The organism is Nocardioides sp. Root151 (assembly GCF_001427925.1).
Taxonomy (GTDB): domain Bacteria; phylum Actinomycetota; class Actinomycetes; order Propionibacteriales; family Nocardioidaceae; genus Nocardioides.
Window position 1 is genome coordinate 1,014,765 of the sequence record NZ_LMGG01000007.1, and the last position, 23,270, is coordinate 1,038,034.

Sequence of the window (23,270 nt, forward strand, 5' to 3'; positions counted from 1 at the left end):
CTCACGTGCCGGTGGGCCACGGCAGAGGCACCCTGACCACCCCGAGCTCCTCCAGGGTCCGCTGGGCCTCGGCGGGGGTCGGCCAGCCGTTGCCCCGCCCGGTCAGCGTGGCGTGACGAGCGGCCACAACCCTGAGGAACCCGCGCTCGTGCGCGAGCTCGGTCGCCGAGCTGAGCTCGAGGCCCTCGGTCAGCGCCAGCGCGGCACCGGGGAGGTCGTCGAGCTCCATCAGTGCCGCGGCGCGGATGCGGTACGCCGAGGGCAGCAGCGTCACGGCGCCGAGTGCCCGGGCGGCTGCGATGGCCGCGGCACTCGTGTCGAGGGCCGGGCGGGGGCGCCCCGCCATGAGGTGCGCCTCCGCAAGCGCGATGTCGGTGTCGGTCACCTCGTGCGGCTCGCCCAAACCGTCCAGCAGCGCGCGGGCGGACAGCAGGAGCGCCTGGCCCTCGGGCCGGCCGTCCCTGGACAGCGCCCGACCCTGCTCGCGCAGGACGAGTCCGACGAGCTCCTCGTCGCCGACCGCCCGGGCCACCCGCATGACCCCCTCCAACTGCACGGCGACCTCGGCGTACCGGCCCTGACGGTTGAGCAGATCGGCCCGGTTGTAGGACGCGTTGGCCTCATTGGCCGCGTCGCCGACCTTGGCGAACATGGCCGCGGCCCTGCCGAACATCTCGAGGGCCTGGGCCCAGTCGCCCTGGAGCAGTCTGCGCATCGCGAGGTTGTTCAGCGAGTGCGCCTGACCACCCAGGTCGCCGGTCTCCTCGAACAGTCGCAGGGCGGCCTCGCCGTGGTGGTCGAGGTCTGGGGTGCCGGTGAAGAGGTGAACGCTGTGCAACACGAGGTGTGCCTGGGCGCGGGCGTCCGTCTCGTCGGCCAGCAAGGCCACAGCCACGGCTTCCCGTGCGGCGACCTCGGCGGCGCCGTACCGTCCCTGGCTGATCAGCACCACGGCCCGGCGGGCCAGGATCCGGGCCCGATGGGCCGCCGAGTCGGGGTCGGGTGAGGCGCCGGCGCTGCGCAGGCCGAGGGTCAGCCTTCGAAGGGCCAGCGAGTGGCGCCCCTGCCGCTGCGCGACCTTGGCCAGCTTGAGCATCAGCAGTGCCGTGCCGGAGGAGGAGTGCCCACTGGCCCAGCCGGCTTGGTGATAGGCGGTGTCCGCGGCATCTGAACGGCCGCAGAGGAAGAGCGCATCACCGAGCGCCTCGAGATCGCTGGCCAGTTCCTCGGGCGGGACCTGGTGGCTGCGGCGGCCGGCCTGCGCGGCGCGGGCGAACGCGTCGGCCGCCGCGGCCGGTGCGAAGCGCTCGTTGGCGCGACGCCCGGCATTGCGGGCGTGCCGCCACGCCTCTTCGAACCGGCCGCCGGCGAAGAAGTGGTGGGCCAGCAGCTCGGGGTGCGTGGCGGCCACCCCGGGGTCCTCCTCGAGGATCTCGGCCGCGCGGACGTGGAGCGCCGCCCTGGTCCGGAAGGGGAGGCCGGCATAGGCCACCTCCCGGTGGATCGCATGTCGGAACGCCATCCGCCCGCCCTCTTCGGAGACCACGAACCCGTCCAGCCGGCCGAGCGCCCGACGAAGGACGGACAGTCCCACGGGTGCGCGGCCGGGCTCCTCCAGCATCCGGCCGAGCAGGCCCAGCGGAAACGAGTCGCCGAGCACCGCGGCTCGACGTAGCAGCGCCCGGTCGACACCGGGGAGGCCGTCGAGCTGGACGGCGAACAGTTCCTCGACCGACTCCGGTGGCTCGCCGAGGTCGTCCCCTCGTACGGCAGCGAGGGTGAGCTCGCGTAGGAACAGCGGGTGGCCACCGGCTCGGCGTACCAGCGCCTCCGCAGCGGCGGGTGGCAATGGGGCCTCGGCGGTCACCACCTCGGCAAGAGTGCGAGCCGAGCTCGTGTCCAACGGTCCGAGCATGATTCGCTCGGCGTCCGGTGACCGCCATCCTCCGGAGTCCTCGCGACAGGACGTGACGAGCAGCCACGGACGACGCCCCGTCTCGGCCGCGATCCGCGACAGGATCTCGCCGCTGGCCGCGTCCAGCAGGTGGGTGTCCTCGACGACAAGGAGGAGTGGGTCGTGGAAGAGCGCGCCGAGCAGGTCGATCACCAGCTGCTGGAGGGCCTCGCTACGGAACTGTTCGTCCAGGGCAGCCACCTCGTCGTGCACGTCGACGAGTCCGACGTCGAGGATCGCGTCGAGGAGCGGCAGCCTCGCGACCAGCTCCGGGGCCGCGCGGTCGACCCGGTCACGGACCCGTGTGGCAGCTACGACGCGGTCCCGGAGCCCACCGATTCCCAGGGCGGTGACCAGGAGGGGGCGCACGGCGCCGAAGGGGGCCTGGGCTCCGCCGTGGTCGCCCGAGCCGACCAGCGTCGCGAAGTCGTCCGCCCCGGACAGCACCTCGGAGACAAGTCGGGTCTTCCCGATTCCGGGGTCGCCCACGATCTCCACCGCGCCACCGGTGCGTCCGGCGCCCGCGCTGTCCCCGCCGAGGCGGTCGAGAGTCGAGGTGAGGACGTCGAGTTCGGCCTCGCGACCGACCAGCACGGTCGCGGCCCTGGAGTCCTCCCCGCCGCGGGGTGAGCCCACCGCGACCGTGCTGACCCGACGGGCAATGCCCTTGAGGGCCAGCGGCGCCCGGGTGGTGAGGTCGAACCCGCGGTGAGAGTGGTGGAGCAGCTCGCTGGGTGCGAGGAACTCACCGGGGGCCGCCTTGGAGGCAAGGCGTGCAGCCAGGTTCACCGCGTGACCCTTGACCGAGTACGTGCGCCGGCTCGTGGGACCCAGGTCGCCGGTGAACACGCGACCACGTGCGATGCCGGCGCGGATCGGGATCTCACCGGCCCGGTCGAGGATCAGCCGAACGGTCGAGAGCAGGTGATCGGTGTCGTCGCCCGTGCTGAGCGGCGCTCCCGCCACGAGCATGAACTTGCCGCCACCGATGCTGATGTCGGTCTCGTGGAAGGAGACCCCGTGCCTGGCCACCGAGCCCTGCACGTTGCGCACCAGCTCGTCCACCGCCCGGGCCAGGTGCTCGGGTCCCTGCTCGCGCAGGAGGTCGTCAGTGCCGTCGAAGAGGACGAAGGCGGCGGTGACCACGCGGTGCTCGGGTTCGTGCGTGCGCGTGAGGTGCGTGCGCAACTGCGGAGGCAACAGGGAGGCGACCACCTCCGAGGGGATCGGGGCCGTCGGGTGCGGGGGAGCGGCAGTCGCCCCGGCCAGCGCGTTGAGCAGTCGGCCGCGGGGCTCCTGCGCCCCGAGCGACGCGGTCGGCAGCAGCCGCGCGGTGGCCGGGCTGACCACGATCTGCCCACCTTCCGCGCTGGCGTCGACCCGGCAGACCTCGCTCGCCGTCGGGCCGAGCACGATCAGCTCCCGGTGCACCAGTGGGTCTCCGGCCAGGACCAGGTGTGTGATGCCGGAATCGATGCCGCTGGAGGCACGCAGCACCACCCGCCCCACGGAGGTGCTCAGGTGCCCGACCTTGGCCAGCACCCGGTGCATGCCGAGCGTGGCACGGGCCGCCCGTGGTGCGTGCTCGTCGCCGTCGAGCATCAGCAACACGGCGTCGCCGCCCCACTTGAGCAGGTCGGCGCCCTCGCGTTCGGCCTCGACGACCAACGCGCTGAACACGGTGTCGAGGACCTCGCTGAGCTCCTCGGCGCCCGCTCGTCCCTGCCCGGAGAGGCGCTCGGTCAGCCTGGTGAAGCCGCTGATGTCGAACATGACGAGGCTCGCGTCGACCTCACGGTGGACCAGGCCCTCGGTGGTCTCCGCCCATCGGGGGAGGAAGCGGGGCAGGTACGCCGCGTGCTCCGGTCGGACGTTCACGGGACCCACAGCTCTCATTCCACGTCCAGCGTCGCAGGAACCCTCGGGTCGGGCGTCCCCAAATCTGGGGAGGGTCCGGCTGTCGCACGGGCGGGGCATGCCGCGCCCGGGATCGGGACGGCCGGTGGCGCCGGTCGAGGAATCGCGGTCACCGACACCCCGGCGTACCCTTGTCTGTCGTCCCCTTGCGCCCCCGAGAGGTTACGTAGTGCCCGCCACCATCACCGCACCCGAGTCCGTGTTCTCACGTCTCGAGCCGAAGCTTCCTTCGGTGCAGAAGCCGATCCAGTACGTCGGCGGCGAGCTGAACTCGACCGTCAAGGACTGGGACTGCGCGCCCGAAGGACCCACGGTCCGCTGGGCGTTGATGTACCCCGACGCCTACGAGGTCGGCCTGCCCAATCAGGGCGTCGCGATCCTCTACGAGGTCCTCAACGAGCGTGACTGGATCGTCGCCGAGCGCACCTACTCGGTGTGGCCCGACATGGAGAAGATCATGCGCGAGGGCGACGCGCACGGCCCGATCCCGCAGTTCACCGTCGACGCCCACCGCCCGGTGCGCTCCTTCGACGTCTTCGGCCTGAGCTTCTCGACCGAGCTCGGCTACACCAACATGCTCAACGCCCTGTCGCTGGCGCAGATCCCGCTGCACGCGGTCGATCGCACCGACGAGGACCCGATCGTGCTCTCCGGTGGACACGCCTCCTTCAACCCCGAGCCGATCGCCGACTTCATCGACGCGGCCGTTCTGGGCGACGGCGAGGAGATCGTGCTGGCGATCTCCGAGGTGATCAAGGAGTGGAAGATCGAGGGCCGTCCCGGCGGGCGCGACGAGCTCCTGCTGCGCCTGGCCAAGAGCAATAACGTCTACGTGCCGAAGTTCTACGACGTGTCGTACGACGACCGCGGCCGCATCGGCTCCGTGGCCCCGAACCGGCCGGGTGTTCCCGACCGGGTCCGCAAGCACACGCTGATGGACCTCGACGCCTGGCCCTACCCGGCCAAGCCGCTGGTGCCCCTGGCCGAGACCGTGCACGAGCGCTTCTCCGTCGAGATCTTCCGCGGCTGCACACGCGGCTGCCGGTTCTGCCAGGCCGGCATGATCACCCGCCCTGTCCGCGAGCGGTCGATCGAGACGATCGGCGCGATGGTCGAGAACGGCATCCGCAAGTCCGGCTTCGAAGAGGTCGGCCTGCTCTCGCTCTCGAGCGCCGACCACACCGAGATCGCCGAGGTGGCCAAGGACCTGGCCGACCGCTACGAGGGCTCCAACGTCTCGCTCTCGCTGCCGTCGACGCGCGTCGACGCGTTCAACATCTCGCTGGCCAACGAGTTCTCCCGCAACGGGCGTCGCTCCGGCCTGACCTTCGCGCCCGAGGGTGGCTCCGAGCGCATGCGCAAGGTGATCAACAAGATGGTCACCGAGGAAGACCTGATCCGCACGGTCTCCGCGGCGTACTCCCACGGCTGGCGCCAGGTGAAGCTCTACTTCATGTGCGGCCTGCCGACCGAGACCGACGAAGACGTTCTCGAGATCGCCGACCTGGCGAAGAAGGTGATCGCCGAGGGCCGCGCGGTCTCCGGTCGCAACGACATCCGCTGCACGGTCTCGATCGGCGGCTTCGTGCCGAAGGCGCACACCCCGTTCCAGTGGGCCTCCCAGCTCGACCACGAGACCACCGACTCCCGTCTCCAGAAGCTGCGCGACGCCGTGCGGGCCGACAAGAAGTTCGCCCGCGCCATCGGTTTCCGCTACCACGACGGTCGCCCCGGCATCATCGAAGGCCTGCTCTCGCGCGGTGACCGCCGGGTCGGGCGCATCATCGAGGAGGTGTGGCGCGACGGCGGCCGTTTCGACGGCTGGAGCGAGCACTTCTCCTTCGAGCGCTGGGAGTCCGCCGCCGAGCGCGGCCTCGAGGGCACCGGCGTCGACCTCGACTGGTTCACCACCCGCCAGCGCGAGTACGACGAGATCCTGCCCTGGGACCACCTCGACTCCGGTCTCGACAAGGACTGGCTCTGGGCCGACTGGGAGGACGCGCTCGACCCCGAGTCGATCGACGTCGAGGACTGCCGCTGGACCCCTTGCTACGACTGCGGCGTCTGCCCCGAGATGAACACCGAGATCCAGATCGGCCCGACCGGCCAGAGGCTCCTGCCGCTCTCCGTCGTCTGACCGCGGGCCCGGTCCTTCGTTCACCGAGAGTCGCAGTTCGTACGAGTCGCCTGCGTGAACGCGTACGAACTGGAACTCTCGCGGCCGAAGTCATCGGCCATCCGGCCGGGCCGGGCCTTCTAGGCTGTGCGGCATGACCGACACCGCTGCCCTGGCCCGCCGTTTCGTCGAGACCCTCCAGACGCGCGACTGGGAGGCCTGGGCTGCACTGATGACCGTCGACGTGGTCTACGAGATGCCGCAGACCCGTGAGCGGATCGCGGGACGAGAGGGCTATCTCGAGTTCAACCGCACCTACCCCGGCGAGTGGGAGCTGACGCCGTACGTCGTGATCGGCGACGGGACCCAGGCGGTCGTCTGGTTCACCTGGCGGCTCGACGGCAGCGAGGCCGGAGACGCCCAGGCCTTCTTCGAGTTCGACGGTGCCGGGTTGATCACGAAGGTCACCGACTTCTGGCCCGAGCCGTACGACCCGCCCGCGCGACCCGAAGGCCTGATCGAGCGCTGGTGACCCGGGCAGGTCGATGGACGTCAAGAACCCACGGTTCGCGCATCAAGAACCCACGGTTCGCGCATCAAGAACGCACGGGTCGCGACAGCTCGTCCTCGATGAAGCGGGGCTGGGCGGCGTACAGCCCGATCAGCAGCTGCGGCACGGTGAGCGCCAGGAGGAAGGCCAGCGGCCAGGTCCAGCCGCCCGTGGCGTCGTAGATCGCGCCGACCGTGAACGGGCCGACTGCGGCGAGCAGGTAGCCGGCGGACTGGGTGAATCCGGAGAGCGCGGCGGTGCCCGCGGGAGTCCTTGAGCGCAGGCCGATCATGGTCAGGATCAGCGGGAACGTGCAGGCGCCGATGCCGACCAGCAGCGCCCACAGGATGGCGAGCGAGTGGGGCGCCAGTATCAGGCCGATGTACCCGACGGGGTAGCAGGCCATCACGGCCAGCAGCACGCCGCGCTGGTCGGTACGGCGAGCAGCGGCCGCGGGGATCCACGACGACAGCGGAATGCTGACCGCAGCCACCACGCCGAGCAACAGCCCCGCATGCGTCGCGGAGTAGCCGTTGTCGCGCCACAGCTGGGCGAACCAGCCGAAGACGGCGTAGGCCTGCAGCGACTGGAGCCCGAAGAACAGCGCCATCGCCAGCCCCAGCCGGGTGCGGGCGACCTGGGCGAGCCGGATGTCATGCGGCTCGGCGTCGGGGTGCTGGTCGTGCCCGACCATGAACAGCCAGGGCAGTGCGGCCACCAGTGCGACGATCGCCCAGACACCGAGGCCGATCCGCCAGCCGCCGTACGTGTCGGCGATCGGCACGGTGAGGGTGAGGGCACCGGTCAGGCCGATCGCCAGGGCGGTGGTGTAGATGGCGGTGACTGCGCCGACCCGGTCGGGGAAGTGCAGCTTGACCAGGGAGGGCAGCAGCACGTTGGCGGCGGCCATGCCGGCCAGCGCCACCATCGAGAGCGCGAGGAATGCAGCGGGAGAGTCGACGACGGCCCGGAGCCCCAGGCCGGCCGCGACCACGACCAGGGAGAGCAGGGTGACCCGGTGGACGCCGACGGCCCGGGCCAGCCCCGGGGCGAGTGCGCCGAAGCCGGCGAACGCCACGACGGGCAGCGAGGTGAGGACGCCGGCCAGCGTGTGCGACATGGCCAGCCCATCGGAGACCTCGGCGAGCACGGGGCCGACGCTGACCGCGGCCGGACGCAGGTTGAGCGCCAGCATCACGATCGCGCCAAGGATCAGCAAGTTGCCCGAGACGCGATGACCAGAACGGCCGTCGGAGAAGCTCCGACGGCCGTTCCTTGAAGCGGGTGAGTCGCTCAACCGATCTTCTTGTCCAGCTTCTCGTCGTCGCTGCGGCCGACGTAGCAGAGGAACTTCTCGTCGGACGAGGGGCTGTTGTCCTCGTTGGCGATGCCGTACTCGACCTTGCCATCGAGGTCTTCCTCGATGGTGGCGGCCTGGTCACCCACGAGCGTCGAGCAGACGCCGAGCGCGATGCCCGCGTCAGTGACGTCGTCGGCGTTGGACGGCATGAAGCCGGAGTTCTCGACCTCTTCGAACTTGCCGACGTGGACGATCTGGGCGTCGTGGTCGTCGGAGCAGTCCTTCTTGGTGATCATCACCGAGTCGCCGTCCTTGTCGACGTTGACGCACTGGCCGACCTCGGCGTTGTCGAGGGTGACCGTGTTCCTGGCGACGACGAAGATGGCGATGCCGATGCCGATCGCAGCCAGCTGCCCGATGATGCCGAGGATGATCGCGGTGACTGCCGCCCAGCGGCCCTTGCGCTGGCCGTTCTTGGTGCGGCCCAGGCCGATGATGCCGAGGATGACCGCGATGATGCCGAGGAAGCAGCACACGATGCTCAGCACGAAGGCGGTGATCGAGAGGCCGTCGGTGCCCTTGCCGGCGTCGTTGCCGCCCTGCCAGGCGCCGTACGGGTCACCAGCAGGCTGGCCGTACGCCGGCTGCTGGCCGTAGGGCTGCTGGCCGTAGGCGGGCTGGTCGCCACCGTAGGCCGGCGGGTCGTTCTTCTGGCCGTACGGCTGGTGCGTCGGCGGAAGGTCGTTGTTGCCGGACTGGTCGCCCGACTCGCCCTCGGAACCCGGATAGGGGGGCTGGGTCATTCGCTGTCTCCTGACACGATCTGCTCGGTGAGTGCGTCACCGTCGCTGTTGCGGATGAAGCACACGACCTGGTCGCCCTCGGACGGGTCGTCGCTGCCCACCAGCGGGCGGACCTCGTTGCCGTCACTGGCCAGGTCGTCGAACGACGTGCCCTTGCTCTCGAGCTCCTCGACGCACTTGCTGCCCGCAGCGTCGATGTCGAACTCCTTGGCGTCGTCACCGCTGAGCTCGTAGGTGGCGAAGACCTCTGCGTCGTGGTCCTCGTCGCACTTCGTCTCCTCGATGGAGTCGATCGTGCCGCTGCCGTCGGCGATGTCGTCGCTGCTGATGCAGGTGCCGGCGGTCAGGTCGTCGATGGCGACGCCCGAGTCCTTGTCGTCGTCGCCGGTCAGGGCCATGACACCGAAGACGGCGCCGACGATTGCCGCGATCAGCACGATCAGGAGGACCGGGATCAGCCACTTCTTCTTGCTGCCGCCGCCGGAACCGCCGCCCTGGGGCGCGCCGTACTGCTGACCGTACTGCTGCTGCGGGCCGCCGTACTGCTGCTGACCCTGCTGCGCGTACGGGTTCTGCTGGCCCGGCTGCGCGTAGGGGTTGCCCTGCTGCGGTGCGCCCTGCTGGGGCTGGCCGTAGGGGTTCTGCTGCTGGGGCTGTCCGTAGGGGTTGCCCTGCTGCGGTGCGCCCTGCTGGGGCTGGCCGTACGGGTTCTGAGGCTGCTGGGGCTGCCCGTAGGGGTTGCCCTGCTGCGGCTGGCCGTACGGGTTCTGAGGCTGCTGCGGCTGCCCGTAAGGGTTCTGCGGCTGGCCGCCCGTCTGACGGGTCGGTTCCTCGGGTGGGCCGGGGTACGGCGGCTGGTTCGACATGTACTGACCTTCCGGGTCGGCTGTGGCCCATGGCGGTTGGTGATTCGGGGGCAGACTATCCGACAGTTGGCCTCCACAAACCTGTTCCCCGCACCGGGCGTGCCCGAGCCGGGTGTCGGCGTCGGACGGCATGCTGGTGGTCATGCAGCACATCGACGACGACCAGCGCCGGGCCCGCCTCGCCAGGCGGCATGCGATCGCCCCCGCGCACCGGGTCGACGGCCCCGTCCCGGCCACCCGCGCGATGACCGTCCTGCACGCCACGGAGCCGCCCAGCGTGCACCTTGCCGTCGCGGCCAGGTCCGACTCGTCGGTCGCCGACGTCGAGGCCGCGTTGTACGACGACCGCACCCTGGTCAAGCAGCTCGCGATGCGCCGCACGCTGTTCGTCTTCCCTCGCGACCTGTTGCCCGCGGCGTGGGGGAGTGCCTCGGCGCGGGTGGCCACGCAGGAGCACGCCAAGATCAGCAAGGACGTCGTCCGCGCCGGTCTCGATGACGACGGAGCAGCCTGGCTGGCCCGAGCCGAGGAGGCCGTGCTCGCGCTGCTGGCCGACGCACCGCGGTCGACCACGCAGATCCGCGAGGCGGTGCCGCAGCTCGACGGCAGGGTCATGGTCGGCAACCCCGACGCGAAGTGGGGCGGAGAGGTGCCGATCGCCCCGCGCGTGCTGACCTGGCTCGGCGCACGTGGGTTGATCATGCGCGGCGTCAACAACGGCCACTGGCGGCTGTCGCGGGCGGCGTGGACGCCCACCGGGGAGTGGATCGGTGACCGGCCCGAGCCTCTCTCGACCGACGAAGGCTACGCCGAGCTGGTCCGCCGCTGGCTGCGGACCTTCGGCCCCGGCACCACCCGCGACGTGCAGTGGTGGCTCGGGTCGACCGTCACCGCGGCCCGTCGGGCACTCGCCGACGTCGACGCGGTGGAGGTGTCTCTCGACGGGGGTGGCACGGGGTGGGTGCTTCCCGACGACCTCGACCCGGTCGAGCCGGTCGACGACTGGGCCGCGCTGCTCCCGGTGCTCGACCCGACCACGATGGGCTGGAAGGAGCGCGACTTCTATCTCGACCCTGCCGACGTGCCCTATCTCTTCGACAGCAACGGCAACGGCGGCACCACCGCCTGGTGGAACGGGCGGATCATCGGCTGCTGGGTGCAGGACGACGCCGGCGTGGTCTCGGTGGTGCCCCGCGGCCCGTTGCCGGCCGGTGCGCGCGCCGCCCTCGACGTCGAGGGCGACCGGCTCACCCGCTGGCTCGGCGGCGTCCGCATCTCCAGCGTCTACGCATCCCGGCAGATGAAGTCGGCCCGGCTGCCCTGAGCCCGGAGGCGGCCCGGGGCCGGCCCGCGCGGAATCGGCGTGACCGTGCCGCGCCCGATATCGTGCCCCCGTGCGTGAACAGCCCGAACAACAAGCCCCTCCGGTCCAGCGACTCCGCATCCGGTACGCCAAGCGGGGCCGGCTCCGGTTCACCAGCCACCGCGACTTCAGCCGGGCCTTCGAACGCGCCGTCTTCCGGGCCCGCGTGCCGATGGCCTATTCCTCGGGCTTCAACCCGCACCCTCGCATCTCGTACGCCGGCGCGGCGCCGACCGGGTCCGCCAGCGAGGCCGAGTACCTCGAGATCGCGCTCGCCGAGATCGTCGACCCGGCCGCGATGCACGAGCTTCTCGCCGAGGCGCTCCCCGACGGGCTCGACATCCTCGAGGTCGTCGTGTCGCCGGGCGGGTCGCTGGCCGACAACCTGCAGGCCAGCCACTGGCAGATCGACCTCGCCCTCGACGCCCAGGTGGCCGTCGACGCGGTCGCGCGGTTCCTGGCTGCCGAGGAGGTCTCGGTCGAGCGGATGACCAAGAAGGGCCTGCGCACCTTCGACTGCCGGGGCGCCGTGCGCTCGATGTCGGCCTCCGCCACCGAGCGGGGCGTGCGGATCGACGTCGTGCTGGTCCACGGCGTCCCCAGCGTGCGACCCGACGACGTGCTCACCGGTCTGGCGCAGGTGGCCGGCCTCGACCTGGCCTCCGGCGGCACCCTGCTGACCCGGGCCGCCCAGGGCGTCCTCCTCGACGACGGCGCGATCGGCGACCCGCTGGCCTGATCGGCATTGGCCGGGTTTCGGCGCCTGTGTGCGATACTCGCCACAGGTCACCGTGCTGCGGCTTGCCGCACACACCGACCCGACGACGTTCTCGCCGAGGCCCCCGAGGCACCGGCACATGGAGTGGAGGTCGTCACCAGACCGCGACGCGGCCCCGTGTTGGTGAGAGCGACACGATCAGGCCCGGCGACCGCGGCAGGTGACATGGCAGGCACTCGATGACGCCCTGCGGAGTTCTTCGTCGCCACCTGAAGGCTTAACGCGTGGTGACCCACACGGAGCATCACGCGTCGGACTGGTAGCAGGCCACCTGAAAGGGCCACGGCTGCCGAGGAGCGCGACATGCTCGACGACGACAACACCGGCACCACGGAATCAACTCCCTCGGACCCGGTGCCCACCGAGTCCGCGGCGGTCGAGACCGACGCCGCCCCCGCCAAGAAGACGGCGGCTCGCAAGACCACCGCCCGCAAGACCGCGGCCAAGAAGGCGCCCGCCAAGCGTGCCGCCGCGAAGAAGACCGCTGCTGCGGCCCCGGCTGACGAGCCGGCCGTCGAGCCCGTCGCCGGCGACGCGCCGACGTCCGACGAGGCCCCTCCAGCCGAGGTACCCCCCGCCAAGAAGACGGCGGCCCGCAAGACCACCGCCCGCAAGACCGCGGCCAAGAAGGCCCCGGCCAAGCGCACCGCAGCCAAGAAGGTCGCCGCCCAGGAAGTCCTGCCCCTGGACGAGACCACCGACGCGCCCGCCACCGACACCACGGCCGAGGCCGAGGCCGAGTCGCTGGCACCCGCCACGGCACTGCTGTTCCAGGCTCCCGAGCCGACCAAGGCACCGGTGCGGCGTACCCGCCGGACCAAGGTCGTCTCGGTCGAGGCCGAGTCGGCCGCACCCGAGGACACTGAGCCCGAGGCCACCGCCTCGCCGGCCGTCGAGGACGCCGTGCCGGAGAGCGCGGCGGCGGAGGAGAAGCCGAAGCCCAAGAAGAAGTCCGGCGGCAAGGCCAAGAAGTCCACCGCTCCCGAGGCAGCCGACGCACAGACCGCCAAGGCCGACGACGCCAAGGTCGACGAGGCGCAGACCGACGATGCCCCGGCCGAGGACGAGAAGTCCGGAGCCGAGAAGTCCGACAAGCCGGCCAAGAAGGGCGGCAACAAGGGCAAGGGCGGCAAGGGCAAGGGTGCCAAGGCGAAGGCCGAGGAACTCGAGGAAGAGGTCGACGAGGCTGCCTCCGACGACGCCGCCCCTGATGAGTCGATCGACGGCACCGACGGCACCGACGCCGACGACGAGGCGGGAGAGACGAGCGGCGGACCGCGTCGTCGTCGCCGCCGTGGCGGCCGCCGCCGTCGCAAGGCCGGCGACGGCCCCGACTCCGCGGGCGAGGGCAACGAGCAGAACGCCGACACCGACGAGGACGACTCCTCCGACGACGACGAGACCGGCGAGAACGGCGCAGGTGGCACCCGTCGTCGTCGCCGTCGCCGCCGCGCCGGTGACTCCGGTGGGGGAGCCTCCGACGACCCCGAGAACACCGTCACCCGGGTGCGCCAGTCGCGCTCGGCCGAGGACCAGATCACCGCCGTCGCCGGTTCCACCCGCCTCGAGGCCAAGAAGCAGCGTCGCCGCGAGGGCCGCGAGGCCGGACGTCGCCGCGCCCCGATCGTGAGCGAGGCCGAGTTCCTGGCCCGCCGCGAGTCGGTCGAGCGCAACATGGTGATCCGCCAGCGCCCCGACCTCACCCAGATCGCCGTGCTCGAGGACAAGGTCCTCGTCGAGCACTACGTCGCCCGCGAGTCCCAGACGTCGCTGATCGGCAACGTGTACGTCGGCCGCGTGCAGAACGTGCTGCCCTCCATGGAGGCGGCATTCGTCGACATCGGCAAGGGCCGCAACGCCGTGATCTACGCCGGTGAGATCAACTGGGCCGCGCTCGGTCACAAGGACGGCCAGCCCCGCAAGATCGAGTCGGTGCTGACCAGCGGCCAGTCGATCCTGGTGCAGGTCACCAAGGACCCGATCGGCCACAAGGGTGCCCGCCTCACCGGCCAGGTCAGCCTCGCCGGCCGGTTCCTGGTCTACGTGCCCGACGGCACCACCAGCGGCATCTCCCGCAAGCTGCCCGACACCGAGCGCAGCCGCCTCAAGACGCTGCTCAAGGAGATCGTCCCCGACACCGCCGGCGTCATCGTGCGCACGGCAGCCGAGGGTGCCTCCGAGGAGGAGCTGACCCAGGACGTCGAGCGCCTCAAGGCCCGCTGGGACGAGATCGAGTCGAAGGCCAAGTCCGGCAACTCTCCCAAGCTCCTCTACGGAGAGCCCGACCTGACCCTCAAGGTGGTCCGCGACCTCTTCACCGAGGACTTCGCCAAGCTGGTCATCGAGGGCGAGGACGCCTGGAACACCGTCCAGGGCTACGTCGCCGAGGTGGCGCCCGACCTCCAGGACCGTCTCGAGCGCTTCGAGTCGCCCAACGGCAAGGACTCGTTCGCGACGTACCGCATCGACGAGCAGATCGCCAAGGGGCTCGACCGCAAGGTCTGGCTGCCCTCCGGTGGCTCGCTGATCATCGACCGCACCGAGGCCATGACGGTCGTCGACGTCAACACCGGGAAGTTCACCGGCTCGGGGGGCAACCTCGAGGAGACCGTCACCAAGAACAACCTCGAGGCCGCTGAAGAGATCGTCCGCCAGCTCCGGCTGCGCGACATCGGCGGCATCATCGTCGTCGACTTCATCGACATGGTCCTCGAGAGCAACCGCGACCTGGTGCTGCGTCGCCTGGTCGAGTGCCTGGGTCGCGACCGCACCCGTCACCAGGTCGCCGAGGTCACCTCGCTCGGCCTGGTCCAGATGACCCGCAAGCGGATCGGCACCGGCCTGCTCGAGGCCTTCAGTGAGGACTGCGAGCACTGCCAGGGCCGCGGCATCATGGTGCACGACATGCCCGTCGAGCAGAAGAACACCGACGACGGCGCCCGCTCCGGTGGCCGTCGCGGCCGCGGCCGCAAGGGCGACGACAGCGGCAACCAGGGCAACCAGGGAAGCGGCAACGGCAACCAGCGGGGCAACGACTCCCGGGCCACCCCGCCGGCACCGCCCTCGCCGAAGGACGTGGCCGCGGTGGCCCGTCCGGAGAACGCCGACCGGTCCCCGGTCGACGCGTCGGACGAGGCGACGGGCGACGCCGAGCCCACCGTCGACACCACGTCCGAGGCCCCGGCCGAGGCACCCGCACCGACGACCACCACCACGACCCGCACTCGCGGCTCGCGCAATGCCAACCGCCGTCGTACGACGAGGTCCGCCGACACGTCGGACACGGCAGACGCCGCAGCCGACAGGGCTGCCGACGACGCGGACGCGCAGGGCGGGAGCAGCACGCAGAACCAGGCTCGGGGCGAGCAGTCGGCCCCGGTCGAGGCCGAGAAGCCGGTCGCCGTGGCACCTGTCGAGACCGACAAGCCCGTCGAGGCCGAGAAACACGTCGAGGCAGCTCCGGTCGAGGCACCCAAGGTGGTCACCCGTACCCGTCGTCGGGCCAGCCGGCCCAGCGGCGTACACACGACCCCGGTCGTGGAGGCGCTCACCGTGACCGCACCGCCGGCGGCCCCCGAGGTCTCCGACGCAGCACCCGTCGAGGCCCCGAAGGTGGTCACGCGCACGCGTGGTCGTCGCGGTGCCAGCCGGGCCTCCGGAGCCGGCTCCACGGCCGCACCGGAGACCGCTGAGGCAGGCGCTCCGGCCTCCGAGGGCGGCGCCGACCTGCACGTCCCGGTGAAGAACAAGGGCGGCCGCAAGCACTGACCGGGCGACCGGGGTCCGCTCGTTTTGCGGTCGGGCCCCGGGAACCGTAGTATTGCTCTTCGGTATGCATCCGTATGCCCTCTCTGCGTGGCCACCACCCGGCGTTGTCCTGACGGACATCCGCGCCCGCGCGTGACTGGCCCCGGAGCCCAGAGATTTGAAGTAGAAGTCACTCGACGAAGGAGACCGCGGTGTACGCGATCGTGCGCGCAGGCGCCACCCAGCAGAAGGTTGCCGTGGGCGACGTCATCGAGATCGACAAGGTGGAGACCGCTGTCGGTGAGTCGGTGACCCTCCCCGTGGTCCTGCTCGTCGACGGTGAAGACGTCACCTCGACCGGCCTCGACAAGGCATCCGTGACCGTCGAGGTCCTCGGCGCCACCAAGGGCCCCAAGATCATCATCCAGAAGTACAAGAACAAGACCGGTTACAAGAAGCGCCAGGGTCACCGTCAGAAGTACACCCAGGTCAAGGTCACCGACATCTCCCAGTGACATTGGGGCGAGCGGGTCGACTTCGTCGCCGCGCTGCCGCCCTGGTTGTTCCTCGACTCGACAAAGGATTCAGAAATGGCACACAAGAAGGGCGCCGCGTCCACCAAGAACGGTCGCGACTCGAACTCCCAGCGCCTCGGCGTGAAGCGCTACGGCGGCCAGACCGTCAACGCCGGCGAGATCATCGTCCGCCAGCGCGGCACGCACTTCCACCCGGGCAGCGGCGTCGGCCGCGGCGGTGACGACACCCTGTTCGCCCTCGTCGGCGGCGCGGTCGAGTTCGGCACCAAGCGCGGCCGTCGTGTCGTGAACATCCTGCCGGGCGAGTGAACTGACGCTCACCCGCACCCACGCATCATCCCGTTGGCGTCCCTAGGATCTAGGGGCGCCTTCGGCATTTAGACCACCAGGAGATCTCCATGGCAGTTCCGACATTCGTCGACCAGGTCAAGCTGCACGTCGCAGCAGGCCGGGGCGGCAACGGTGTCGCGTCGGTCCACAGGGAGAAGTTCAAGCCTCTCGGTGGCCCCGACGGCGGCAACGGTGGACCCGGCGGGTCCGTGATCCTCCGCGTCGACCCCGACATCACGACACTCATCGACTACCACCACAGCCCGGTGCGCCGAGGTGAGAACGGCCGCCAGGGCGCCGGGTCGCACAAGAACGGCGCCCACGGTGCCGACATGGTGCTGCCCATTCCCGACGGCACCGTCGTCACCGACGACAAGGGCAACGTGATCGCCGACATGGTCGGCGCCGGCACCGAGCTGGTCATCGCCAAGGGCGGCAACGGTGGCCTCGGCAACGCCGCACTGGCCTCCTCCAAGCGCAAGGCGCCCGGCTTCGCGCTGCTCGGCGAGCCCGGCGACGAGCTCGACATCGTCCTCGAGCTGAAGGTCGTCGCCGACATCGGCCTGGTCGGCTTCCCGAGCGCCGGCAAGTCCTCGCTGATCGCGGCGATCTCGCGGGCCCGGCCCAAGATCGCCGACTACCCGTTCACGACACTGGTGCCGAACCTCGGCGTCGTACGCGCCGGTGACACGACGTTCACCGTGGCCGACGTGCCCGGCCTGATCGAGGGTGCCGCCGACGGACGCGGTCTCGGCCACGACTTCCTGCGCCACATCGAGCGGTGCGCGGCCCTGCTGCACGTCATCGACACCGCCACCATCGAGCCCGGCCGCAACCCGGTCGAGGACCTCGACATCATGGAGAACGAGCTCAGCCGGTACGGCGGCCTCGAGGACCGCCCGCGCCTGGTCGCCCTGAACAAGGTCGACGTGCCCGACGGGCGCGACATCGCCTCGTTCGTCGTCGAGGAGCTGCGCGACCGCGGCCTGCGGGTCTTCGAGGTCAGCGCCGCCTCCGGAGAGGGCATGCGCGAGCTGACCTTCGCGATGGCCGAGCTGGTCTCGCGGGCTCGTGCGGAGAAGCCGGTCGTCGAGGTGCCCCGCATGGTGATCCGTCCGAAGTCGGCCGACGGCTCGGGCGACTTCACGATCAAGGAGACCGGCGAGGGCTGGCGCGTGCGTGGCGAGAAGCCCGAGCGCTGGGTGCGTCAGACCGACTTCAACAACGAGGAGGCCGTGGGCTTCCTCGCCGACCGCCTCAACGCCCTCGGCGTGGAGAAGAAGCTGGTCGAGCTCGGCGCCGAGGAGGGCGACGCCGTCCTGATCGGCCACGCCGACAACGCGGTCGTCTTCGACTTCAAGCCCGGCATCGAGGCCGGTGCGGAGATGCTCGGCCGTCGTGGCGAGGACGAACGGCTGCGTGAGGAGCGCCCCGCGGCGACCCGCCGTCGTGACATCCAGGAGCAGATGCCCGAGCGTTCCGAGACCGAGACCCGTGCCGACGTGGCCCGTCGCCTCGACAGCGGCGACGCCGGCCCCATGTCGTACGTCGTCGGCTCCGAGGAAGACCCCGACTGGAACGAGTTCGACCCCGACGCGCAGGTGGCCGGCGAAGGCACCGATGCTTCCGAGGACGCTGTCGCCGAGCAGGTGGACGGCACCGATGTTGCCGAGGACGCGACCACCGAGCGGGCCACGGAGGCCGACGAGTCATGAGCGCGCGCGACCAGGTGACCGCGGCGCGCCGCGTCGTGGTCAAGGTCGGGTCGTCGTCGCTGACCACCGCCGCCGGCGGCATCGACCCGTCGCGAGTTCGTGACCTGGTCGACACGCTGGCTGCCGTCCGCGCCCGTGGCGTCGAGGTCGTGCTGGTCTCCTCGGGTGCCATCGCCGCCGGCCTGGCTCCGCTGGGGCTGGCTCGGCGTCCGCGCGGGCTGGCCGCGCAACAGGCCGCCGCGTCGGTGGGCCAGGGCCTGCTGGTGCACCGCTACACCGAGGAGCTGGCCCGGCACGGACTCACCGCCGGGCAAGTGCTGCTGACCGTCGACGACGTCACCCGTCGCTCCCACTACCGCAACGCGCACCAGACGATGGCCAAGCTGCTGGAGCTCGGGGTGGTGCCGATCGTCAACGAGAACGACACCGTCGCCACGTCCGAGATCCGCTTCGGCGACAACGACCGCCTGGCCGCCCTGGTCGCCCACCTCGTGCACGCCGACCTTCTGGTGCTGCTCTCCGACGTCGACGGGCTGTACGACGGCAACCCCGCGACCCCGGGCACCTCGCTCGTGCCGAACGTGCGTTCCTCGGCCGACCTGGCAGGCCTGTCGATCGGGTCGACCGGCGCAGCCGGCCTCGGCACGGGCGGCATGCACACCAAGGTCGAGGCAGCCGCCATCGCGACAGGTGCCGGCATCCCCGTCGTCCTGACCTCGGCCCCGCAGGCGGGGGAGGCCCTGGCCGGCAAGCCGGTCGGCACGCTCTTCCACGCCACCGGCAAGCGCCGGCCCACGCGACTGCTGTGGCTCGCGCACGCCACCGAGCCCAAGGGTCAGCTGTTGCTCGACGCCGGCGCGGTCAAGGCCGTCGTCGAACGGCGTGCGTCGTTGCTGGCGGCCGGCGTGGTGGGCGCGACCGGTGGCTTCGTCGGCGGTGACCCGGTCGACCTGGTCGGGCCCGACGGCGTCCCCGTGGCCCGCGGCCTGGTGAACTTCGACGCCGACGAGATCCCGTCGCTGGCCGGCAAGTCGTCGCACGCGTTGAAGAAGGAGCTCGGTGCGGCCTACGAACGCGAGGTCGTGCACCGCGACGACCTCGTGCTGCTCTGAGCGTCGACTCCATCGGACCGTGACGGCCACCGTGCCGCGGACGGGACTGTCCTCGAATCCCTGGCCGACATGCTGGACCGCGGACCCTCTAACCTGTCCGGGTGGCCGACCTGACCGAGGACGAGGAAGAGATCGAGTTCCAGCGGCTGTACGGCGCGTGGGACTCCCTCGACCCGGCGGAGACCGTGGAGTTCCTCCGCGACTTCGAGGCACCGTGGTGGGTCGTCGGCGGTTGGGCGATCGAGGCGTTCACCGGCGTCCCCCGGCCGCATGAGGACATCGACGTGGTGATCTTCGCGCGTGACCTGCCGAAGCTGCTCGACGTGGTGCATGGGCGCTACCACGCGTGGGGTGCCGGGGCCGGCGCCATACGCCCGGTCAACGACACGTGGCCCGAGCTGCACGAGGGAGCCAGCCAGGTCTGGTTGCGGGAGCACGCCACGGCACCGTGGATCATGGACTGCATCCTCAGCGAGGACCACGAGGGGCAGTGGGTCTCGCGGCGTGACCCCGCATGGCACGCGCCACTGGACGACGTGACCTGGGTGGCCGCCGACGGCATCCGCTACCTGCGGCCCGAGGTCGTGCTCCAGCACAAGGCCCGCCTCGACCGATCCAAGGACCTGCGCGACCTCGTGGCCGCGTGGCCACTGCTCGGGGAGAACGAGCGGGCGTGGCTGCGCGACGCCGTACGTCGTGAGGACGCGGAGCACCGGTGGTTAGGCGTCATATGACGGCGCGCCGTACCCTTGAAGATGCAATGACGACCGTTTACCTCGACCACGCCGCCACGACGCCGATGCTCCCGGCGGCCGTCGACGCACTCACTGCACAGCTGACCGCGGTCGGCAACCCGTCGTCGTTGCACGCCTCCGGGCGTCACGCGCGCCGGGTGGTCGAGGAGTCGCGCGAGCAGATCGCGCAGGCCCTCAACTGCCGACCCGGCGAAGTGGTCTTCACCTCCGGTGGCACCGAGGCGGACAACCTGGCGCTCAAGGGCATCTACTGGGCCCGCATGCGCTCGGCGAACCGGGGCCCCCGCATCCTCAGCAGCGCCATCGAGCACCACGCCGTGCTCGACCCGCTGCACTGGCTTTCCGAGGACGAGGACGCGCAGGTCGAGCTGCTGCCGGTCGACTCGCTCGGTCGCCTCAAGATTGACGCGCTGCGCGCCGCGGTCGAGCGCAACCCCGACGACGTCGCGCTCATCTCCGTGATGTGGGCCAACAACGAGGTCGGCACGATCCAGCCGATCGACGAGATCGTCGAGCTGGCCGCCGCCCACGGTATTCCCGTCCACACCGACGCCGTCCAGGCGATCGGCGCCGTGCCGGTCGACTTCGCGGCCTCGGGAGTCGACGCCCTGACGCTCACCGGGCACAAGGTCGGTGGCCCGTTCGGGGTCGGCGCCCTCGTCGTACGCCGCGAGCTCGAGGTCACGCCGCTGGTGCACGGCGGCGGACAGGAGCGCGACATCCGCAGCGGCACCATCGACACTCCCGCGATCGCCGGACTGGCGGCCGCGGTCGAGGCATCGGTGAAGTCGCAGGCCGACCACCACGTCCGGCTGGCCGCGTTGCGCGACCAGCTCGTCGACCGGGTCTGCGCGATCGTCCCCGACGCCGTGCGCAACGGAGACCCGGCGCACCTGCTGCCCGGTCACGCTCACCTGCGCTTCCCGGGCTGCGAGGGCGACTCGCTGCTGATGCTGCTCGACGCCCGCGGCATCGAGTGCTCCACCGGCTCGGCCTGCAACGCCGGTGTGCCGCAGGCCTCGCACGTGCTCCTGGCGATGGGCTGCACCGAGGCCGAGGCGCGGGGTTCGCTGCGTTTCTCGCTCGGCCACACCACCACGCAGTCCGACATCGACGCCCTGGTCGAGGCGATCGGTCCGGTAGTCGAGCGGGCCCGCGCGGCCGGTGCCCGGAAGGGCTCGTGACGTGAGGGTTCTGGCCGCGATGTCCGGCGGCGTCGACTCCGCCGTTGCTGCCGCACGCGCTGCCGAGGCCGGCCACGACGTCACCGGCATCCACCTCGCCCTGTCGCGCAACCCCAAGTCCTACCGCAGCGGCGCCCGCGGCTGCTGCACGATCGAGGACAGCAACGACGCGCGCCGGGCCGCCGACGTGATCGGCATCCCGTTCTACGTCTGGGACATGTCCGACGAGTTCCACGAGAACGTCGTCGAGGACTTCATGTCCGAGTACGCCGCCGGCCGTACGCCGAACCCGTGCCTGCGCTGCAACGAGAAGATCAAGTTCGCCGCCGTGCTCGACCGGGCCCTGGCGCTCGGCTTCGACGCGGTGGTCACCGGTCACTACGCGCAGCTCGAGACCGGTTCCGACGGGTTGATCGAGATGCACCGCGCGGTCGACATGGGCAAGGACCAGTCCTACGTGCTCGGCGTGCTCACCCAGGAGCAGCTGGCCCACTCGCTGTTCCCACTCGGCGACTCGGTCAAGGGCGACGTCCGCCTCGAGGCCGAGCGCCGTGGGCTGATGGTGGCCAACAAGCCCGACTCCCATGACATCTGCTTCATCGCCGACGGCGACAACGCCGGCTGGCTGAAGGAGAAGCTCGGCGACCGGGCCCCCAACGACAGCGGCGACATCGTCGACCACGCCACCGGCGAGGTGCTCGGACAGCATGAGGGCACCACGGCCTACACCATCGGCCAGCGCAAGGGCCTGCGCATCGGCCGCCCGGCGCCCGACGGCAAGCCGCGCTTCGTGCTCGACATCGAGCCGGTCTCCGGAACCGTGACCGTCGGGCCGCGCGAAGAGCTGCGCATCGACCGGATCGAGGGCATCAAGGCCCGCTGGTGCGGCACCGTCCCCGAGCGACTCGAGGGCACCGTGCAGCTGAGGGCGCACGGATCCGAGCACCGGGCCGTCGTCACGACGGACGGTCACGACGTCGTCATCGAGCTGCTCGACCCGGCCGAGGGCATCGCGCCCGGCCAGGCCGCGGTGATCTACGACGGCACCCGCGTGGTCGGCTCGGCCACGATCTCGGCCACGTCGCGCACGGCAGTCGGCACCGCGTGAGCGCACTGGCGACCGGCATCGGCTCGATGCCCGGCGGTGGAGCCCTCGCCAACGAGGCCGACAACGCGCGTGACTTCGGCGAGGCCGTGCGCGTGGTGGTCGGGGAGCTGCCCGACCTGGTGCACCTGCCCGAGCTGCCCGGGCGCGGCGCCGCCGCCACCATGACCGGCCGTGGACTCGCGGTGGTCAGCGGACTGGGTGCCGACCTGCAGCCCGCCGGCTGGCGGCTGACCGACCACTCCGGCATCGACCACCGCCGGGCCCGGTCGCTCCTGTCACAGGACCTCGACGCGATCGAGGAGCAGGTGCAGGACTTCACCGGTGTCTTCAAGGTGCAGGTCGCGGGGCCCTGGACTCTCGCCGCCACGGTCGAGAAGCCGCGTGGTGACAAGGTCCTGAGCGATCACGGTGCCCGACGCGAGCTCGCCGAGGCACTGGCCGAAGGGCTGCGCGACCACGTCGCCGACGTACGCCGTCGGGTTCCGGGTGCCTCCGAGATCCTCGTGCAGGTCGACGAGCCCGCGCTCCCCGCGGTCCTGGCCGCGCAGATCCCGACCGCGTCCGGCTGGGGCAAGCACCGTGCCGTGCATCCGCCCGAGGCCTCAGGGGCACTCGAGCAGGTGATGGCCGCGATCGCCGGCGCCGGGGCCACCCCGATCGTGCACTGCTGCGCCCCCGACGTGCCTATCGCGCTGCTCCGCGGCGCCGGTGCCCGCGGCATCAGCATCGACCTCGACCTGCTCGTGCCCGGGTCGTACGACGCCCTGGCCGAGGCCGTCGAAGCGGGGGACCGGGTGCTGCTCGGCGCCGTCCCGTCCCTGGCCCCGAACCCGCGGCCGACCGAGGGCAGTGTCTCCGAGCGGTTGCTGCGGCTCCTCGACATGCTCGGCCTCGAGCCGACCGACCGACTGGTGGTCACGCCCTCGTGCGGCCTCGCCGGGGCCGACCCGGCCTGGGCGCGCGCCGCACTCGAACTCTCCCGGAAGAGCGCGGCGAACCTCACGTCCTGAGGCCAGCCCACGACGCTCTGACAAGGATGCGATTCACTGTCACCGGGTGACAGCGAATCGCATCCTTGTCGCGAAGATCTTCTTTTCGGCGACCGACCCAACCCAACCGCGGGTCACGCGCATCTG

17 protein-coding genes are annotated in these 23,270 nt (G+C 71.1%); 13 read left to right on the forward strand and 4 right to left on the reverse strand.

Annotated features, from left to right (window positions below; genetic code table 11):
- Window position 1: 1 nt before the first annotated feature.
- Window positions 2-3,832 carry an adenylate/guanylate cyclase domain-containing protein gene (locus ASD66_RS22380; RefSeq protein WP_162254305.1) on the reverse strand — a complete coding sequence of 1,277 codons (3,831 nt, stop codon included), beginning with the start codon at window positions 3,830-3,832 and terminating at the stop codon, window positions 2-4.
- 208 nt (window positions 3,833-4,040) lie between these two features.
- Between ASD66_RS22380 and ASD66_RS22385 the strand changes: the two genes are divergently transcribed.
- Together ASD66_RS22385 and ASD66_RS22390 are read left to right on the forward strand one after the other, a co-directional pair.
- Window positions 4,041-6,008 carry a TIGR03960 family B12-binding radical SAM protein gene (locus ASD66_RS22385; protein ID WP_235530201.1) on the forward strand — a complete coding sequence of 656 codons (1,968 nt, stop codon included), beginning with the start codon at window positions 4,041-4,043 and terminating at the stop codon, window positions 6,006-6,008.
- 133 nt (window positions 6,009-6,141) lie between these two features.
- On the forward strand, window positions 6,142-6,519 hold the full coding sequence (locus ASD66_RS22390) for a nuclear transport factor 2 family protein (RefSeq protein ID WP_056892282.1): 378 nt from the start codon (window positions 6,142-6,144) through the stop codon (window positions 6,517-6,519).
- Between the two features lie 64 nt (window positions 6,520-6,583).
- Here ASD66_RS22390 and ASD66_RS22395 read toward each other — a convergent pair whose 3' ends face one another.
- The 3 genes from ASD66_RS22395 to ASD66_RS22405 are packed head-to-tail and all read right to left on the reverse strand — an operon-like array spanning window position 6,584 to window position 9,506.
- Window positions 6,584-7,834 (reverse strand): CynX/NimT family MFS transporter, encoded by a 1,251-nt coding sequence (locus ASD66_RS22395; RefSeq protein WP_235530203.1) that lies wholly within the window; start codon window positions 7,832-7,834, stop codon window positions 6,584-6,586.
- Window positions 7,831-8,640, reverse strand: coding sequence for a DUF4190 domain-containing protein (locus ASD66_RS22400; protein WP_056892283.1), 810 nt, complete (start codon window positions 8,638-8,640; stop codon window positions 7,831-7,833). The genes ASD66_RS22395 and ASD66_RS22400 overlap by 4 nt, the downstream gene beginning before the upstream one ends.
- On the reverse strand, window positions 8,637-9,506 hold the full coding sequence (locus ASD66_RS22405) for a hypothetical protein (protein WP_056892284.1): 870 nt from the start codon (window positions 9,504-9,506) through the stop codon (window positions 8,637-8,639). The genes ASD66_RS22400 and ASD66_RS22405 overlap by 4 nt, the downstream gene beginning before the upstream one ends.
- Before the next feature lie 142 nt (window positions 9,507-9,648).
- On the opposite strand from ASD66_RS22405, the gene ASD66_RS22410 reads away from it, so the two are divergent.
- The 11 genes from ASD66_RS22410 (at window position 9,649) to ASD66_RS22460 (ending at window position 23,144) form a co-directional block, all read left to right on the forward strand.
- Window positions 9,649-10,830, forward strand: coding sequence for a winged helix DNA-binding domain-containing protein (locus tag ASD66_RS22410; RefSeq protein ID WP_056892366.1), 1,182 nt, complete (start codon window positions 9,649-9,651; stop codon window positions 10,828-10,830).
- A gap of 70 nt (window positions 10,831-10,900) precedes the next feature.
- Window positions 10,901-11,608: a TIGR03936 family radical SAM-associated protein gene (locus tag ASD66_RS22415; RefSeq protein ID WP_056892285.1), complete on the forward strand. Its 708-nt coding sequence runs from the start codon at window positions 10,901-10,903 to the stop codon at window positions 11,606-11,608.
- A 342-nt stretch (window positions 11,609-11,950) separates the two neighbouring features.
- Window positions 11,951-15,415, forward strand: a complete 3,465-nt coding sequence (locus ASD66_RS22420) for an Rne/Rng family ribonuclease (RefSeq protein ID WP_056892286.1) — start codon at window positions 11,951-11,953, stop codon at window positions 15,413-15,415.
- 191 nt (window positions 15,416-15,606) lie between these two features.
- Window positions 15,607-15,909 (forward strand): 50S ribosomal protein L21, encoded by a 303-nt coding sequence (gene rplU, locus ASD66_RS22425; RefSeq protein WP_056675903.1) that lies wholly within the window; start codon window positions 15,607-15,609, stop codon window positions 15,907-15,909.
- 75 nt (window positions 15,910-15,984) lie between these two features.
- Complete coding sequence (gene rpmA / locus ASD66_RS22430) at window positions 15,985-16,239, forward strand: 50S ribosomal protein L27 (protein ID WP_056675906.1); 255 nt, start codon at window positions 15,985-15,987, stop codon at window positions 16,237-16,239.
- 89 nt (window positions 16,240-16,328) lie between these two features.
- Entirely contained in the window at window positions 16,329-17,975 is a 1,647-nt protein-coding gene (obgE, locus tag ASD66_RS22435) for a GTPase ObgE (RefSeq protein WP_082563485.1), read from the forward strand.
- On the forward strand, window positions 17,972-19,087 hold the full coding sequence (gene proB / locus ASD66_RS22440; RefSeq protein ID WP_056892287.1) for a glutamate 5-kinase: 1,116 nt from the start codon (window positions 17,972-17,974) through the stop codon (window positions 19,085-19,087). The genes obgE and proB overlap by 4 nt, the downstream gene beginning before the upstream one ends.
- Window positions 19,088-19,188: 101 nt before the next feature.
- Window positions 19,189-19,821 (forward strand): nucleotidyltransferase domain-containing protein, encoded by a 633-nt coding sequence (locus ASD66_RS22445; RefSeq protein WP_056892288.1) that lies wholly within the window; start codon window positions 19,189-19,191, stop codon window positions 19,819-19,821.
- 26 nt (window positions 19,822-19,847) lie between these two features.
- The gene (locus ASD66_RS22450; protein WP_056675915.1) at window positions 19,848-21,026 is read left to right on the forward strand and encodes a cysteine desulfurase family protein; all 1,179 of its coding nucleotides are present in this window, start codon (window positions 19,848-19,850) and stop codon (window positions 21,024-21,026) included.
- A 1-nt stretch (window position 21,027) separates the two neighbouring features.
- Window positions 21,028-22,134, forward strand: coding sequence for a tRNA 2-thiouridine(34) synthase MnmA (gene mnmA, locus ASD66_RS22455; RefSeq protein WP_200950147.1), 1,107 nt, complete (start codon window positions 21,028-21,030; stop codon window positions 22,132-22,134).
- On the forward strand, window positions 22,131-23,144 hold the full coding sequence (locus tag ASD66_RS22460; RefSeq protein ID WP_235530205.1) for a methionine synthase: 1,014 nt from the start codon (window positions 22,131-22,133) through the stop codon (window positions 23,142-23,144). The genes mnmA and ASD66_RS22460 overlap by 4 nt, the downstream gene beginning before the upstream one ends.
- Window positions 23,145-23,270: the final 126 nt, after the last annotated feature.

Coding starts and splice junctions, on each gene's coding strand:
- ASD66_RS22390 (WP_056892282.1), top strand. CDS start 6,142: ATGACCGACACCGCTGCCCTGGCCCGCCGTTTCGTCGAGACCCTCCAG.
- ASD66_RS22400 (WP_056892283.1), bottom strand. CDS start 8,640: ATGACCCAGCCCCCCTATCCGGGTTCCGAGGGCGAGTCGGGCGACCAG.
- ASD66_RS22405 (WP_056892284.1), bottom strand. CDS start 9,506: ATGTCGAACCAGCCGCCGTACCCCGGCCCACCCGAGGAACCGACCCGT.
- ASD66_RS22410 (WP_056892366.1), top strand. CDS start 9,649: ATGCAGCACATCGACGACGACCAGCGCCGGGCCCGCCTCGCCAGGCGG.
- ASD66_RS22420 (WP_056892286.1), top strand. CDS start 11,951: ATGCTCGACGACGACAACACCGGCACCACGGAATCAACTCCCTCGGAC.
- rpmA (WP_056675906.1), top strand. CDS start 15,985: ATGGCACACAAGAAGGGCGCCGCGTCCACCAAGAACGGTCGCGACTCG.
- obgE (WP_082563485.1), top strand. CDS start 16,329: ATGGCAGTTCCGACATTCGTCGACCAGGTCAAGCTGCACGTCGCAGCA.
- proB (WP_056892287.1), top strand. CDS start 17,972: ATGAGCGCGCGCGACCAGGTGACCGCGGCGCGCCGCGTCGTGGTCAAG.
- ASD66_RS22450 (WP_056675915.1), top strand. CDS start 19,848: ATGACGACCGTTTACCTCGACCACGCCGCCACGACGCCGATGCTCCCG.